Below are 14,034 nucleotides of genomic sequence, written 5' to 3'. Positions count from 1 at the left end.
CCTGGGGCATCGGCACCTGGTGGGCCACCACCCCCCTGGTGCGCCGCTACCCCGTCCTCCGATAACCACCCCCACCCACAGCACAAGGCCCGCCCCCGGTACGGGGAGCGGGCCTTTCCACGTCCCGGACACGGAATCTCCCGATGTCCCACCCGCCGCCAGAGCGCGACGGGCGGGGGGGTTCCCTCAACCGGGCTCAGACCCCTGCCCTTCCCGCCGCGGGCGACCCGCCGGGGCGCCTGGAGAGACAGGCCGGCGGCGAACTGGTCAAGGTCTTTGGCTGGTACGACAACGAGGGCGGTTATGCCGGTCGGCTGGTGGAGATGGCCGCCCGCTTCTCCGCCGAGGCGACATGATGAGCCGTGTCCAGGACGAGCGCCCTCCAATCCTCCCGGTCGGCGTCGCCGACAGGGCCGGCTCCGAAGACGACCTTGATCTCGTGCTCCCGCCACGGGTAGGCCGCCGCGACGATCACGGTGGCCAGGACCCCGGTCCGGGCTCAGGCGGGCCCCATCCGGTCAGGAGCGGGCCTCGGCCTCTTGTGTCAGCGCCTCGACCAGCTCTGTGAGGTGGGCGACCTGAATCTCCAGGTCGTGGATGCGGGCCTCGAGACCCGCCGTGGACAGGGGCTGGTAGGTCATGGCGATCTGACGGGACATGGTCACTCCTCTTTCCGGTCCGGGACGTGCCGGGACGCGCGATGACCGCATCCAGCTCGATCCCGTCGTCGTGCACGGACGGATCGTCCATACCCTCAGTGTTCGCGCCGACCTGGCCGGAGACCACGGCCGATGGGCCCACGGCCATGGGCCGACCGGCCCTGGTATGTCCCCGCAGGGGAACGTTGAGATGGGAGAAAGACAAAGAAGCACGAAGGAGAACGACCATGTCCGATCCCGTGATCGTGGGCACCGATGGTTCGGCCGCCGGTTCCGCCGCCGTGGAATGGGCCGCCGACGACGCGGCGCGCAGGCGTGCTCCGCTGCGCATCGTCTTCGCGCTGAATTGCTTGCCGTACGACATCCCGAAGTTCTCCACCCCGGAGTGGGAGGATCCCCTGACCCGCGACGCGGAGCGGGTCCTGGCTGAAGCCGAGGCCCTCGTCCGCGAACGCCGACCCGGGATCGAGGTCACCACCCAGACGATCGAGGGCGCGCCCGCAGTGGTCCTGCGCGACCAGGCCGCCGGCGCCACCGAGATCGTGGTCGGCAGCAGGGGCCTGGGCGGGTTCACCGGAGTCGTGCTCGGTTCGGTGAGCACGCACGTGGCCGGGCACGCTCGCGGGCCGGTGGTCGTCGTCCACGCCGGGCCCCGGGCCGCCCACGGGGAGATCGTCGTCGGCATCGACGACTCCCCGCAGTGCGATCCCGCGCTGGCCTATGCCTTCGAGCAGGCCGCGCTGCGCGGCGCCACGCTGCGGGCCCTCTACGTCTGGCAGGCGCCGGTGCACGCCTACGCCCCGGAGATCGTCTACGACATGGACGAGATCCGCCGCGCCCAGCACCAGGTCGCAGCCGACAAGCTCACCTCGTGGCGGCAGACGTACCCGCAGGTGAAGGTCGTTGAGGACATCCGGTCCGGGCAGCCGGTCGAGGTCTTGACCGAGGCGTCGAAAGAAGCGGACCTGGTCGTCGTGGGCTCCCACGGCCGGGGAGCCCTGGGGTCGCTGGCACTGGGCTCTGTCAGCCGGGGCGTCTTGCACCACGCCGGCGGCACCGTGGCCGTGGTCCGCTCACCCTGTGCCTGAGACCACGAGCTCCGCGGATCCCCTCGGCGCCGAACCGGCCAACCCACGAACCGTGGACAGGCCCGCCCGCGCCGGGAACCTGGTCGACCGGCGGCTGCTGCGCCGCGTCTTCGGCGTGCTCGGTCCCGCGCAGGCACTGGCCGAGGTTGCCGCCTTCACCGGCATGCTGCTGGGCGGCTGACGCTCGGCGCCGAGCCTGGGCCCGCGCTGCTCGCCGCGGCCTCCGGTACGGCGTTCGCCGTCGTCCAGCCGCTCGGCCCGATCGCCTACCCCACGCTGGCACGTATCCCCTTCACCGGCTGACCCGCTTACCCAGCACCGCGATCTGCGGCAGGTGATCGATCGCCGACACGGAGGACGGCGGCGCCGGTGACGCGATCGGCGGCCAGGTCCGCCAACGCCTGGTCGGCCTGCTCGAAATCGTAGGCGGTGGTGGTGACGCGCGGTGGATGGCGGGTGGCGTGCTCCAGCAGGGCCCGGCCGTCGGCGCGGGTGTTGGCGGTGACGCTGCGCAGCGTGCGCTCCTGGAACAGGTGGCCGGAGTAGTTCAGCGGCGGGATGTCGGTGAGATGGATCCCGGCGACGGCCAGGGTGCCGCCGCGGTCCAGGGCGGCCAGCGCCACCGGGACCAGGTCGCCGACCGGGGCGAACAGGACGGCGGCGTCCAGCGGTTCGGGAGGAACGTCGTAGGCGCCGCCCGCCGAGGCGGCGCCCAGCTCCAGGGCGAGCCCGCGGGCGGACGCGGAACGGGTCAGCACGTGCACCGTGGCGCCCTGGGCGAGGGCGACCTGGGCGGTGAGGTGGGCCGAGGCGCCGAAGCCGTAGACGCCCAGCCGCCCGCCTGGCGGCAACTCGGCGCGGAGCAGGGCCCGGTAGCCGATGATGCCCGCGCACAGCAGCGGGGCCAGCTTCTCGGCGGGCTGGTCCTCGGGCAGAGGATAGGCGAAGTCCTGCGACACGGTCAGGTACTCGGCGTAGCCGCCGTCGGCGTCCCAGCCGGTGTAGCGCGAGTACGGGCAGAGGTTCTCGCGGCCCCGGGTGCAGTAACGGCACTCACCGCAGGTGGAGCGAAGCCAGGCCACGCCGATCCGGGTGCCGACGGAGAGCCGATCGGCTCCGGGGCCGCAGGCCGCGACGCGCCCGACCACCTCGTGCCCGGGCACCGTGCCGGGCCGCCGGGGGGCCAGGTCGCCCTCGGCCAGATGCAGGTCGGTGCGGCAGACGGCGCACACCTCGACCCGGACGAGCACCTCACCGGGGGCGGGCTCGGGCACGGGCAGCCGTACCCGCTCCAGCGGGTGGGTGGCCATGGGGCCGGGGCGGCGGACCACCCAGGCGGTCATCGTCTGTGTCACCCTCCCATCGTCACACGCACTGCCGTCTCTACCGGTCTTAGGCGCGTTCGGCCAGGGTGGCCCGGCGAACAGGCGCCGCGGCGGTGTCCGGGGGGCCACCGGGATTCAGCGGACCAGGCGGAAGAACGTCCGCACCTCGTCCACGAACGCCTCGGGTCGTTCGAAAGCGGCGAAGTGGCCGCCCCGGTTCAGTTCGTTCCAGTGCCGGATGTCGGTGAAGCGCTTGGCGGCCCATCGGCGGGAGGGGCGCGGGTTCTCCTTGGGGAAGATCGAGCATCCCGCCGGCACCGTCACCACGTCGGTCGTCGCGTCCGCGAAGCGCCGCTGGACCTGCTTGAAGCTCTCCCAGTACAGCCGGGCGGCCGACGTGCCGGTGCCCGGCAGCCAGTAGAGCATGAGGTTGTCCAGCAGTTCGTCGCGGCTGAGGGCGTTCTCCGGGTGCCCGTCGCAGTCCTTCCAGGAGCGGAATTTCTCCACGATCCACGCGCACAGCAGCGCCGGGGAGTCCACGAGGCCGTAGCGACGGGCACACGACGTGGAACGCGTCGGCTGCGTCGCCGCCGTGGGCCGACGGGTCGGTCAGCGGGCCGATCACCTTTTCAAAAACTCCACCACCGAGCCCGGCCAGCCGTGCGTGAGAACGAGCGGCAGCGCGTCCTCGTGCGATGAGCGCACGTGCACGAAGTGGATGCCGAGCCCGTCGATGGCCGTGCGGAACTGCGGCAGCGCGTTCAGCCGCCGCTCCGTGGCCCGCCAGTCGTACGTGCAGGCCCAGTAGCGACACAGCTCCCGCAGGTAGGCGAGCGGGACGCCCTGGGACCCAGTCATCCACGGTCTCCTTCTCCGGCCACCTGGTACGGGCCAGGCGGTCGCGCAGATCGCGCAGATCGGCCTCGGGGACCTGCAGGCGGAACGGGGTCACCGGATGAGACATCGTGTCGTCTTTTCGATCGGTCGGCCTTCGCGGGGTCCGTTACGGGCTCGATCTCGTCATGGGCGGGCTTACAGGCGTGAGTGGGGTGCCGGGTGCGCCGTCGCCGGTCATCGAGCCGCCAGCAGGAGCGCCTGCTGCGGCGCGAGGCGGATCCGGCCGAACTTGGGGCGGTCGGCGGTGACCGCCGGATCGTCGCTGTCGAACACCGCGGGCGCCGGCAGTTCCACCTCGGCCGACGGCGTGTCGCGCAGGTTCGCCAGCGCCCACAGGTCGCCCCGGCGGTAGGCGGTCACCGGTGCGCCGACCTCCTGCCTGGTCACCTCGTCGGTCACGGCGAGGAGCCCGGCCAGCCGGCGCCGGACCGTCAAAAGGCGGCGCAGGACGTTCAGGTGCGACCCCGGGTCGCCCGTCTGGCCCGCCACGGTGTCGGACCGGAGCCGGCCGCCGCCGGGCAGCCACGGGCGGCCGGTCGTGAACCCCAGACCGGGACCCGGACACCACGGCATCGGCGTGCGGACGACGTCGCGGCTCTGGTCGGGCTGCGCCGTGGCCAGCGGGTCGGCGCCTTGCCCCGGCGGCACCTGCCCGTCACCCAGGCCGAGTTCCTCGCCCTGGTAGAGCCAGGCGGTGCCGGGCAGCAGCGCCATCAGCACGTGCAGCGCCAGCGACCTGCGCCGCCCCAGCGTTCCGCCCCCGTACCGCGTGGCGGCCCTGGAGCGGTCGTGGTTGCCCTGCACCCAGGACAGGCGCGGCGACGCCGCCACCGCGGCCGTGATCATCGCATCGATGCGGTCAGGGTTCCAGCCGGTCTCCACCAGCCCGAACCAGAACGACGAATGCAGCCGCTCGCCCGTCACGAAGCGGGCCAGCGCGACAGGGTCCAGCTCGTACACCTCGCCGACGAGGAACGCGCCGTGGCGGTCGGCGACCCGGCGCCACTGCTCGTGTATGGCGTGTACGTCGGGCTGGTGGATGTCGTAGCGGTGGTCCTGGCGGCGCCAGTCCAGGGTCGTCCCGAGCGTCGGCGCGAGCCGGCCGGGCGGCAGCGGCGGGTTGTCGCGCAGGCCCGCGTCCTTGACGAGGTAGGCGGCGGTGTCGATGCGGAAGCCGTCGAGCCCGCGTACGAGCCAGTGCTCGATGACCGCGTCGATCTCGGCGGCGAGCGCGGGGTTGCGCCAGTTGAGGTCGGGCTGCTCGGGCCGGAACAGGTGCAGGTAGTACTGGCCGGTGGCCGGGCTGAACGTCCAGGCCGGGCCGCCGAAGTGCGACAGCCAGTTGTTCGGCGGGCCGCCGTCCGGGGCCGGGTCGCGCCAGATGTAGTAGTCGCGACGTGGCTCCGACCGTGAGGAGGACGCGGCCGCGAACCATGGATGGGCGTCGCTGGTGTGGTTCACGACCAGGTCGCCGATCACCCGCATGCCCCGGCGATGCGCCTGGTCGAGCAGTTCGTCCAGGGCGGCCTCCCCGCCGAAGGACGGGTCCACCGCGCGATAGTCGGCGATGTCGTAGCCGTGGTCGCGCATCGGGGAGCGGAAGAACGGCGTCAGCCACACCACGTCGACGGCCAGCCCGGCCAGGTGGTCCAGGTGCGCGCTCACCCCGGCCAGATCGCCCCATCCGTCGCCGGTGCTGTCGCGGAACGACGGCAGGTACACCTGATAGCCGACCGCGTCGCGCCACCACGGCCGGAGCCGGGCACGCCGCAGCAGGTGGGCGAGCTGGCCGAGGTCGAGAAGGCGCAGGTCGCCGTCGAGGCCGCGCAGCGCCGCGCAGCGCATGCCTGCGGCCCGCCCGGCGGCGAGCCCCGGCTCGGAGTCCTCGACGACGAGGCAGGAGGCCGGGTCGGCTCCCAGCCGGGCCGCCGCCCGCAGGTAACCCTCGGGGTCGGGCTTACCCGCCCGTACGTCGTCGACGGTGAGCAGCAGCGGCGGGTCGATGCCGGCCGCGTGCAGCCGCGCCTCGGCCAGCCGCCGGTCGGCGCTGGTGACCACGGCCCACGGCAGCTCGAGCCGGTCCAGTTCGGCGAGCAGGTCGTGCGCGCCGGGCGCGGCGGCGACGTCCGCCAGGTCGTCGTACTGCAGGGCGTGCTGACGCCGCGCCGCCTCCGCGACCTCGGACGCGTCCAGCGCGGGCAGCAGCCGCCGTACGGTGTGCGCCGCGGGGCTGCCGTGCGCCACGGCCAGCACCATCGCGATGTCCGCGCCGTACTCGCCGGCCCAGGCCGTCCAGGCACGTTCGACCGAGGCGTCGGAGTCGACGAGGGTGCCGTCCATGTCCAGGAGCACCGCTTCGAGCGCTTCGAGATCCAGCCGTTGTCGCCGCACAGGGGCTCCCTCCAATAAACTCGTGGCACGAGGATATAGGAGGCGGCAGCACTCATGAAAAGCTCCGCAGGCCGCGCGCGTTCTGTCCGCGCGCGGGACGCCCGCTGGCGCGGCGCGCTGGCCGTGCTGGAGGAGATGCGCCGCGAGCCGGGCGTGACCCGGGCGGGCGTGGCGCAGCGGCTCGGCCTCACCACGGGGTCGACCACCGAGATCACCGCGCGGCTGCGCGAGCTGGCGCTGCTCGTCGAGAGCCCGGCCGCCGTCTCCGGCCGGGGCCGCCCGACGACCGTCCTGCGCCCGCATCCGGACGGCCCGGTCGTCATCGCCGTCGACGTACGGCAGGAGGACTGGCGGATCGCGGTCGCGGCGCTCGACGGCAGGCCGCGCCTCGCCGAGGCGGCCACGCACGCCAGCCGCGACCCCGGCCAGGTGATCCGCACGATCGCGGAGGCGGTACGGCGGGTGCGCGAGCGTCACGGGGGCCGCGTCCGGGCCGTGTCGGTGGCGGTCGCCGCGACCGTGCGGCACGGCCGGGTCGTGCAGTCCGCGGCACTGGGCTGGGACACGGTGGACCTCGCCGCACTGGCACCCGAGCCGCGCCTGCCGCTGCTCATCGGCAACGACGCGACACTGGCCGGCGCCGCCGAGGCCCGCTACGGCGCCGGGGCCTGGGCCGGCACGGCGTTGCACGTCACGATCGAGGTGGGAGTGGGCGGCACCTTGGTCGTGGACGGCAGCCCTGTCACGGGCGCGACCGGCACCGGTGGCGAGCTCGGCCATCTCCCGCTCGGCGATCCCGCGCTGCGCTGCCCGTGCGGCGCGCTGGGCTGCTGGGACCTCGCGGTCGACGGCAGGGCCATCGCCCGTCATCTCGGAGAGCCGCCGCCTCGCGACCCGCGCAGCTACGCGCAGACGGCCCTGGCCAGGGCGGAGGGGGACGCGGCGGTCCGGTCCGCGGTGGGACGGGCCGCGAGCGGGTTCGGCCGCGGTCTCGCCGGACTGATCAACGCCCTGGATCCCGGCATCGTCACCCTCGGCGGCCTCGCCGAACCGCTGCGCTCCGCGGCCGCCACCGAGTTCGACTCGGCCCTGGCCGACGGGCTGATGGGCTTTCGCCGCCTGGACCCGCCGCCGGTGGTGGCCGCCGTACTCGGCGAGGACGGAGCCTTGCACGGGGCGGCGGCCACCGCGCTGGACCAGGTCCTCACCGAAGAAGGCCTCGGCGCGTGGGCGGCCGAGCGCTCCGGCTGAGCGCCCGCCCCTGCCGTGAACGGCGTGTGCTCCGGTGGTCGACTCGTTAGCTAAACGTGGTAGCTTTTAGCTAACATGATTAGCAAGGCGTTGACGAACCCCTGGAGGTAGTCATGACCGAGTTCCTGAACGTTGACGGTGGGACCATCGCTTACGAGGTGACCGGCACCGCCGGCCCGCTGGCGGTGCTCGCCCACGGCATGGGCGACAGCCGCGAGGCCTACCGGTTCCTCGCCCCCGCCCTGGTGGAGGCCGGGTACCGGGTCGCCGCGGTGGACCTGCGCGGCCACGGTGAGTCCAGCGTCGGGTGGGCCTCCTACACCCGCACCGCCCTCGCCGGTGACCTGATCGCCCTGGTGCGCCACCTCGGCGGGCCGGCGGTGCTCGTCGGGCACTCCATCGCCGGCGGCGCTGCCACGATCGCCGCGGCCAAGGCCCCGGAACTGGTCACCGCGCTGGTCGAGCTCGCGCCCTTCACCCGCAAGCAGCAGGTCCGGCTCGGTGACCTGCGGGTGGCCGCCTACCGCCGGGGTGCGACCCATCTGATGGGCACCACCATCTTGGGCAGCACCCGGCAGTGGGCCAAGTACCTCGACGTCGCCTACCCCGGCGTCAAACCGGCCGACTGGGACGTGCGCACGAAGCAGATCACCGCGATGCTGCAGGAGCCGGGCCGGATGAAGGTCCTGCAGGCGATGGGCAAGATCTCTCCCGCCGACGCCGGTGAGCAGCTGGGCAACGTCACCTGCCCGACGCTCATCGTCCAGGGCAGCCTCGACCCCGACTGGGTCTCACCGCGCGCCGAGGGCGAGGCGATCGTCGCCGGCCTGCCGGCCGGGCTGGGCCGGCTGGAGATGATCGACGGTGCCGGCCACTACCCGCACGTCCAGTACCCCCGGCAGACCCTCGCCGCGATCCTGCGCTTCCTGGACGGCGTCCGTGCCTAGGGCCGGCCTGAACGCGGCCACGATCGCCGCGGCCGGCGCCGCGCTCGCCGACGAGATCGGCTTCACCGAGCTGACCATGGGCCGGCTGGCCGAGCGGGTCGGGGTGCGCACCCCGTCGCTGTACAAGCACATCGCCGGCCAGGCCGAGCTCAACCGGCAGATCGCGGCGCTCACCCTCGCCGAGGCCGCCGATGCGATCGGGGAGGCCACCCAGGGCCGCGCCGGGCGTGACGCCCTGACCGCCGCGGCCCGCGCGCTGCGTGACTTCGTCCTCGCCCACCCCGGCCGTTACGCGGCCACCATCGGCATCACCTCGACCGGCCCGGACGACCCGATCACGATCGCCGAGAGGCGAGGACTCGGCCCCTTCGAGGCGGTACTGCGGGGATACGACATCGCCCCGCAGGAGATGCCCCACGCGCTGCGCGCGCTGCGCAGCATCTTCCACGGCTTCGCCACCCTGCAGGCCAGCGGCGGATTCCAGTGGTCGGCCGACATCGACGAGAGCTTCGAATGGCTCATCGACTTCGTCGACCGCGGCCTGCGCTCCACGTCGGACTCCGGCCCCACCGACCACCCGTAGGCCACCCACGCGGCCGGCCGGGATCGGCCGCTGCACTGGGCGATCAGCCGGACCGGCCATATCCGCCCGACCTTTCCCCGGTACTACGGGGACCCCACCTCGACATCGAGGGCGCGCCCGACCCGGACACGTCCCCTGGATCGACCCGACCCATCCGGTCTGATGAACGGCCCGGTGTCAGCGGCTTCACCGCTCAGAAAGCCTCCGCCACGTCGTCAGTTCTGGTAGCCCCTCGCCACCCGCGAAAGGATTGACGACTATGACCGACGCCAGACTGCTGGGCGACGAGACCGCGTTCATCGCGGCGGCCCGCTCGAACGACGCAGCACAGTTCGCGCTCATCACGGAGCGCTACCGGCGTGAGCTGCAGGTGCACTGCTACCGGATGCTCGCGAACTACGAGGACGCCCAGGACATGACGCAGGAGACGTTCCTGCGGGTGTGGAACAAGCGGGAGTCGTTCAAGGGTCACGCCGCGCTGCGGACCTGGCTGTACCGGATCGCGACGAACGCCTGCCTCGACTTCCTGGAGAAGCGCAACGACCGCACACCCGTGCCCGCCGAGCTGCCGGACCTCGGCTCCGAGGTGCTGTACCTGCAGCCCTACCCCGACCGGATGCTCCCCGAGGACCCGCAGGAATCGGTGGTGGCCCGGGAGACGATCGAGCTGGCGTTCATCGTCGCCGTCCAGCACCTGCCGCCGCGGCAGCGGGCGGCGTTCATCCTGCGCGACGTCCTCGGCTGGCCGGCGTCGAAAGTCGCCGACGCCCTCGAGCTGACCGTCGCATCGGTGACCAGCGCACTGCAGCGGGCGCGCGTGACGATGCGCGAGCAGCTGCCCGACCACCGCCTCGACTGGCGGAGCCCCGCCACGCACGAGCTGTCGGATGACGAGCGCGGCGTGGTGAAGTCGTACATGGACGCCCATGAGCGCAACGACCTCAACGGGCTGATGGCCCTGCTGCGCGACGACCTGCGCTTCGCGATGCTGCCCGAGCCGGGCACCACGGTCATCACGGCCAAGGACGCGGTGGACGGCTGGGTCTCCGGCGGGCTCTTCCAGCGCGGCTACGACGACTGGCGCTGCATCGCCACGACGGTCAACCGCATGCCTGCCGCCGTGCTGTATCTCCGCGCCCCCGACGACCCGGAGTACCGGCTGTTTACCATCGCGGTCCTGCGCATCGTCGACGGGAAGATCGCCGAGCTCACCGGATTCGACGCCACCGACAAACCATGGCTGAGCCTGCCCCCGGCACTGTGATCAGACAAGTCCCCATCGTCGACGAATCCAGCGCACGGGCCGCCGTCACCGAAGTCACCGCGGAATGAGCACCCCGACCAGCTGAACACCAACGCGACAACTCGAACACCACCGCCCCGCCGGCGTTGCCGGCGGGGCGTCCGAAGAACATCGCCATGATCAACGACGCCGTCGTCCTCATCTTCAGCGAGTCGGTCAACAGCTCACTCGGAACGCGAGGAAGGGCCGGGAAAAGGTTCCCTCATGGCCGAGGGTCACGGTGAGCACGCCGGGAAGGACTTCGACCCGGCCTCACGAGCCGAGCCGGCCCGTGCTCATCGCCTCGTCTCGTACCGGGTCAGCACCACGCCGCCGGGAAACGTCCGCGTCTCCACCAGGGTCAGGTTCACCCAGTTGTCCAGGGCTGTGAAGAACGGCGTGCCGCCGCCCACCAGGACCGGATGGGTGACCAGCACGTACTCGTCGATCAGCCCGGCCCGCATGGCCGCCGCGGCGAGTGTGGCGCCGACGATGTCCATGGGGCCGCCGTCCTCGGCCTTGAGCCGGGTGATCTCGGTGACCGCGTCGCCGGTGACCAGGCGGGTGTTCCAGTCGACCGTGCTGGTCGTCGAGGAGAACACCGCCTTCGGCATGTCCCGCCAGCGGCGGGCGTACTCGATCACCGCCGGTGTGGCACCCGGCTGCTTGTCGGCGGTCGGCCAGTGGGAACTCATCGCCTCCCACAGCTTGCGCCCGTACAACGCCAGGCCCGTCGCGTCCACCCGGTCGGACCACCACTGGAACAGCTCGTCGCTCGGCGATGAGTCCGGTCCCTCCCCCCCACTCCAGCCGAGGTCGTCGCCGGTCGCGGCGATGTAGCCGTCCAGGGTCGCGTTCATGCCGAAGGTCAGTTTCCGCATCGTGCCGGCCTCTCGTGAGTCGATCTCACACGTACAGACGGGCGCGGCGCGGAAACCTAATCGATGCGCGATCTGCGCCCGAATGGGGATGTTCCCGCTGAACGCGCACGGCTTCCCCGTCGCCGCACCCCTTTTCGGTCGCTGGTGGCTTCCGGCTGCACCAGGGCCGGTGCACGTGGCCACTCGCGTTGCACGAGCCCTTCAGGGCCGGCGCAGGCGCCCCGATGGCCCGATCGACGTCGAGCCGCCAATCCTTCACCCAAGTGGATCGCCTTCGGTTTTCGAAGTTCCTTCCGGTGGCCGGGTCAACGTCCGGCGGTGTCATCATCTGCCAATTGGATCACTGGCAAGTATTGATGTGTTGCCGTTGCGCGCAGTTGTCGATCTTTTAAGTGGTCGGAACCTTTTCCGATGAAAGAGAAAATTGCTGCACGGAGAGTCGGAGTGCATGTGCGATGAGGGCTGATCGCGTCCAGTTTTATTCAATAGATTTTTATAGGATTTGTTTTTGCTGGTGACGGCCGCTGTGCGTAGATTCATGTTGACAGTCATGGATAAGTGTTATTAGTTGCCTTCCAGGCCTCTTGTGCACCTAATGGGGTTTGGATGATCCTTCCTTCGGACTCAATTACAAGATCGTTATTTCGTGGCCGTTCATATTTGAGTGCGGTGATCTCGTCCTCGGTCGATGCGGTCACGCGCAGGCGAACGGCCCCGTTCGTCCAGCACTCCTTCGTCGTGTCGGCCGGCTTCACGAGCCGGCCGCCGGATCGTATGCGCCCGGGCGCCTGAGGGGAGGATCGTGAAGCCCTACTTCGAGTACCAGCACCTGGTGACCTTCGCTGACACCAACCTCGTCGGCAACGTCTACTTCGCCAATCATGTGGCGTGGCAAGGGGCCTGCAGGGAACGCTTCCTGGCCACGCACGCGCCAGGCGTCGTCACCCGGCTCTCCAGTGATCTTGTCTTGGTCACGGTGTCCTGCTCATGTGAGTACTTCGCCGAGTTGTACGCCTTCGATGTGGTCTCCGTACGGATGTCGTTGAGAAGTATTGATTTCAACCGCGTCGCCATGGACTTCGCTTATTTCCGGCTGAACTCCGGTCCCGCTCAGCTCGTCGCCCGTGGCGAGCAGACGATCGCATGCATGGTGCGCCGGGATGGCGATCTGGCGTCCGTGGACGTTCCTGACGAACTGGCTCACTCCCTCAAGGTCTACTCGGCGCCGGTGAAGATCCGCTGAAACATCCGGCTCGACACGAAGGCCGAACGAAACTCAAAAACCCCTGCCTTCGCGCGGAACCATCGGTTCTCCTCCGAAAGGAACCGGGATGTCTCCGCCGGAAAGCGATCGACTGACAACGGAGGTTCGCGCATGGCGGCACACAGTGGGTCGACCCCTCTTCTGGGAGGAAAAGGCCTGGACCTCAACGGGCGCAATCACAGATCCGCGCTCGGCGTCTACCTGGTGATCGTGGTGGCCCACTGGGCCGAACACGTGGCACAGGCCGTCCAGATCTACGTCCTCGGCTGGCCGCTTCCCCAGGCCCGAGGCGTGCTGGGAATACCGTTTCCCTGGCTGGTCACCTCTGAGTGGATGCACTATGGGTACGCCCTGATCATGCTCATCGGCCTGATCATTTTGAGGCCTGGCTTCACCGGCAGATCGCGCACGTGGTGGAACGTCTCCCTCGCCATCCAGATATGGCACCACTTTGAGCACCTGCTCCTGCTCGTCCAAGCCCTCACCGGAGCGAATCTTCTGGGGCGTCCTGTTCCCACCAGTGTGATCCAGCTGCTCATCCCCAGGGTGGAGCTGCACCTGTTCTACAACGCGATCGTTTTCGCCCCCATGGTTGTCGCGATGATCCTGCACCGGCGTCCGAGGGAATCCGAGCGGGCCGGCACGCGGTGCACCTGCGCGCTCGCGCTCGCCACGAAGTGATGGAGGACGACAACCGTCCACGTGACGGGCACGCGGCCCGGTCCTCGACGAGCTCCGGGCCCCTGCCGCACCGGCAGGGGCAGGTCAGGAGGGGGCGGCCGTGTACCCGCCGGATCGGTGCCTTCGACACGGTGGTGATGGTGGGTGGCCTGTCGTTGATGCTGCTCGCTGCGCAGAACGTCGCCCCCGCCCGTGCCGCGGCCTTCGCCGACGGCATTCCCGGTACCTTCGTGGCCCACGAGGTCACCTGCGTTCAACACCCCGGCCACGAGTCCTGCTCGTGGCTTGGCGACTTCCGTTCCGAGGACGGGGCGATCCAGCGCAGGGCGATCGCCTTCTACGGCAGCGATCGCCAGATGTTCACCCCCGGCCAGAACACGAGGGCCTACGACACCGGCCGCCAAGGCCATGTCTACGGTCCGGGCGGTTCCAACGAGTGGGTCGCCGTGCTCGCGCTCCTGCTGTTCGGCCTCTTCATGGTCGCCCGTCCACTCGTTCGCGCACTGCGCCCGCCCGCCCTTGGGCGCGCCGGGAACGGGCCGGGGGAGGACGTCGGCTGAGCCGACGACCCGCGGGGCGTCCTCGCCTGGTCGTTCGTGTTCCGCCGGCCCGCTGATCCGGATCCAGGTCACTTCCGGTTCTCGGCGTTCCTGGACGGCGTAGCGTCACCGTGCTCGCCCTGACCGATCGGCGAGGACTTCGCACCTCGCCCGTCGTGGCGTCGGCCGTGCTCGCATCGCCGCCGCGATGGCGCACCGGATCCGGCGCGGTCTGGTTCGCCGCCG

At 70.9% G+C, this 14,034-nt stretch carries 16 protein-coding genes and 1 pseudogene; 10 read left to right on the top strand and 7 right to left on the bottom strand.

Features of this window, described 5'->3' with window-relative positions:
- Window positions 1-143 precede the first annotated feature (143 nt).
- Window positions 144-356 carry a hypothetical protein gene (locus ACTOQ1_RS37750; protein ID WP_440072866.1) on the top strand — a complete coding sequence of 71 codons (213 nt, stop codon included), beginning with the start codon at window positions 144-146 and terminating at the stop codon, window positions 354-356.
- A 162-nt stretch (window positions 357-518) separates the two neighbouring features.
- On the opposite strand, the gene ACTOQ1_RS37745 is transcribed toward ACTOQ1_RS37750, so the two are convergent.
- Complete coding sequence (locus ACTOQ1_RS37745) at window positions 519-659, bottom strand: hypothetical protein (protein WP_440072865.1); 141 nt, start codon at window positions 657-659, stop codon at window positions 519-521.
- Window positions 660-886: 227 nt separating this feature from the next.
- Between ACTOQ1_RS37745 and ACTOQ1_RS37740 the strand changes: the two genes are divergently transcribed.
- Window positions 887-1,747, top strand: a complete 861-nt coding sequence (locus ACTOQ1_RS37740) for a universal stress protein (protein ID WP_440072863.1) — start codon at window positions 887-889, stop codon at window positions 1,745-1,747.
- A complete protein-coding gene (locus tag ACTOQ1_RS37735; RefSeq protein WP_440072861.1) occupies window positions 1,740-1,928 on the top strand; it encodes a hypothetical protein in 189 nt (62 codons plus the stop codon). Before ACTOQ1_RS37740 ends, ACTOQ1_RS37735 begins: the two co-directional genes overlap by 8 nt.
- A 127-nt stretch (window positions 1,929-2,055) precedes the next feature.
- Here the strand turns inward: ACTOQ1_RS37735 and ACTOQ1_RS37730 are convergent, their stop codons facing one another.
- From ACTOQ1_RS37730 to ACTOQ1_RS37710, 5 genes and pseudogenes are all read right to left on the bottom strand, one after another.
- The gene (locus ACTOQ1_RS37730) at window positions 2,056-3,102 is read right to left on the bottom strand and encodes a zinc-dependent alcohol dehydrogenase family protein (protein ID WP_440072859.1); all 1,047 of its coding nucleotides are present in this window, start codon (window positions 3,100-3,102) and stop codon (window positions 2,056-2,058) included.
- 105 nt (window positions 3,103-3,207) lie between these two features.
- Window positions 3,208-3,612: an alpha/beta fold hydrolase gene (locus ACTOQ1_RS37725; RefSeq protein WP_440072857.1), complete on the bottom strand. Its 405-nt coding sequence runs from the start codon at window positions 3,610-3,612 to the stop codon at window positions 3,208-3,210.
- Between the two features lie 81 nt (window positions 3,613-3,693).
- Entirely contained in the window at window positions 3,694-3,930 is a 237-nt protein-coding gene (locus ACTOQ1_RS37720; protein ID WP_440072855.1) for an epoxide hydrolase N-terminal domain-containing protein, read from the bottom strand.
- Between the two features lie 43 nt (window positions 3,931-3,973).
- A pseudogene (locus ACTOQ1_RS37715) lies at window positions 3,974-4,036 on the bottom strand (hypothetical protein); the annotation flags it as partial.
- Window positions 4,037-4,143: 107 nt separating this feature from the next.
- Entirely contained in the window at window positions 4,144-6,360 is a 2,217-nt protein-coding gene (locus ACTOQ1_RS37710; protein WP_440072854.1) for an HAD-IA family hydrolase, read from the bottom strand.
- A 54-nt stretch (window positions 6,361-6,414) separates the two neighbouring features.
- Between ACTOQ1_RS37710 and ACTOQ1_RS37705 the strand changes: the two genes are divergently transcribed.
- The 4 genes from ACTOQ1_RS37705 (at window position 6,415) to ACTOQ1_RS37690 (ending at window position 10,405) form a co-directional block, all read left to right on the top strand.
- On the top strand, window positions 6,415-7,611 hold the full coding sequence (locus ACTOQ1_RS37705; protein ID WP_440072853.1) for an ROK family transcriptional regulator: 1,197 nt from the start codon (window positions 6,415-6,417) through the stop codon (window positions 7,609-7,611).
- 113 nt (window positions 7,612-7,724) lie between these two features.
- Window positions 7,725-8,558, top strand: coding sequence for an alpha/beta fold hydrolase (locus ACTOQ1_RS37700; protein ID WP_440072851.1), 834 nt, complete (start codon window positions 7,725-7,727; stop codon window positions 8,556-8,558).
- Window positions 8,551-9,141, top strand: coding sequence for a TetR/AcrR family transcriptional regulator (locus tag ACTOQ1_RS37695; RefSeq protein ID WP_440072849.1), 591 nt, complete (start codon window positions 8,551-8,553; stop codon window positions 9,139-9,141). The genes ACTOQ1_RS37700 and ACTOQ1_RS37695 overlap by 8 nt, the downstream gene beginning before the upstream one ends.
- 259 nt (window positions 9,142-9,400) lie before the next feature.
- Complete coding sequence (locus ACTOQ1_RS37690) at window positions 9,401-10,405, top strand: RNA polymerase subunit sigma-70 (RefSeq protein ID WP_440072848.1); 1,005 nt, start codon at window positions 9,401-9,403, stop codon at window positions 10,403-10,405.
- Window positions 10,406-10,719: 314 nt separating this feature from the next.
- Here the strand turns inward: ACTOQ1_RS37690 and ACTOQ1_RS37685 are convergent, their stop codons facing one another.
- Window positions 10,720-11,304, bottom strand: a complete 585-nt coding sequence (locus ACTOQ1_RS37685) for a dihydrofolate reductase family protein (protein ID WP_440072847.1) — start codon at window positions 11,302-11,304, stop codon at window positions 10,720-10,722.
- An 802-nt stretch (window positions 11,305-12,106) separates the two neighbouring features.
- Here ACTOQ1_RS37685 and ACTOQ1_RS37680 point away from each other — a divergent pair.
- From ACTOQ1_RS37680 to ACTOQ1_RS37670, 3 genes are all read left to right on the top strand, one after another.
- A complete protein-coding gene (locus tag ACTOQ1_RS37680; protein WP_440072845.1) occupies window positions 12,107-12,547 on the top strand; it encodes an acyl-CoA thioesterase in 441 nt (146 codons plus the stop codon).
- Window positions 12,548-12,679: 132 nt separating this feature from the next.
- Window positions 12,680-13,249 carry a hypothetical protein gene (locus ACTOQ1_RS37675; RefSeq protein ID WP_440072843.1) on the top strand — a complete coding sequence of 190 codons (570 nt, stop codon included), beginning with the start codon at window positions 12,680-12,682 and terminating at the stop codon, window positions 13,247-13,249.
- Window positions 13,249-13,809, top strand: coding sequence for a hypothetical protein (locus ACTOQ1_RS37670; RefSeq protein ID WP_440072842.1), 561 nt, complete (start codon window positions 13,249-13,251; stop codon window positions 13,807-13,809). Before ACTOQ1_RS37675 ends, ACTOQ1_RS37670 begins: the two co-directional genes overlap by 1 nt.
- Window positions 13,810-14,034: the final 225 nt, after the last annotated feature.

The organism is Streptosporangium sp. OZ121 (genome assembly GCF_051918885.1).
Classification (GTDB): Bacteria; Actinomycetota; Actinomycetes; order Streptosporangiales; family Streptosporangiaceae; genus Streptosporangium.
The sequence above is the reverse complement of the archived record's forward strand: the minus strand, read 5'-3'. Positions and strand labels throughout refer to the sequence as shown.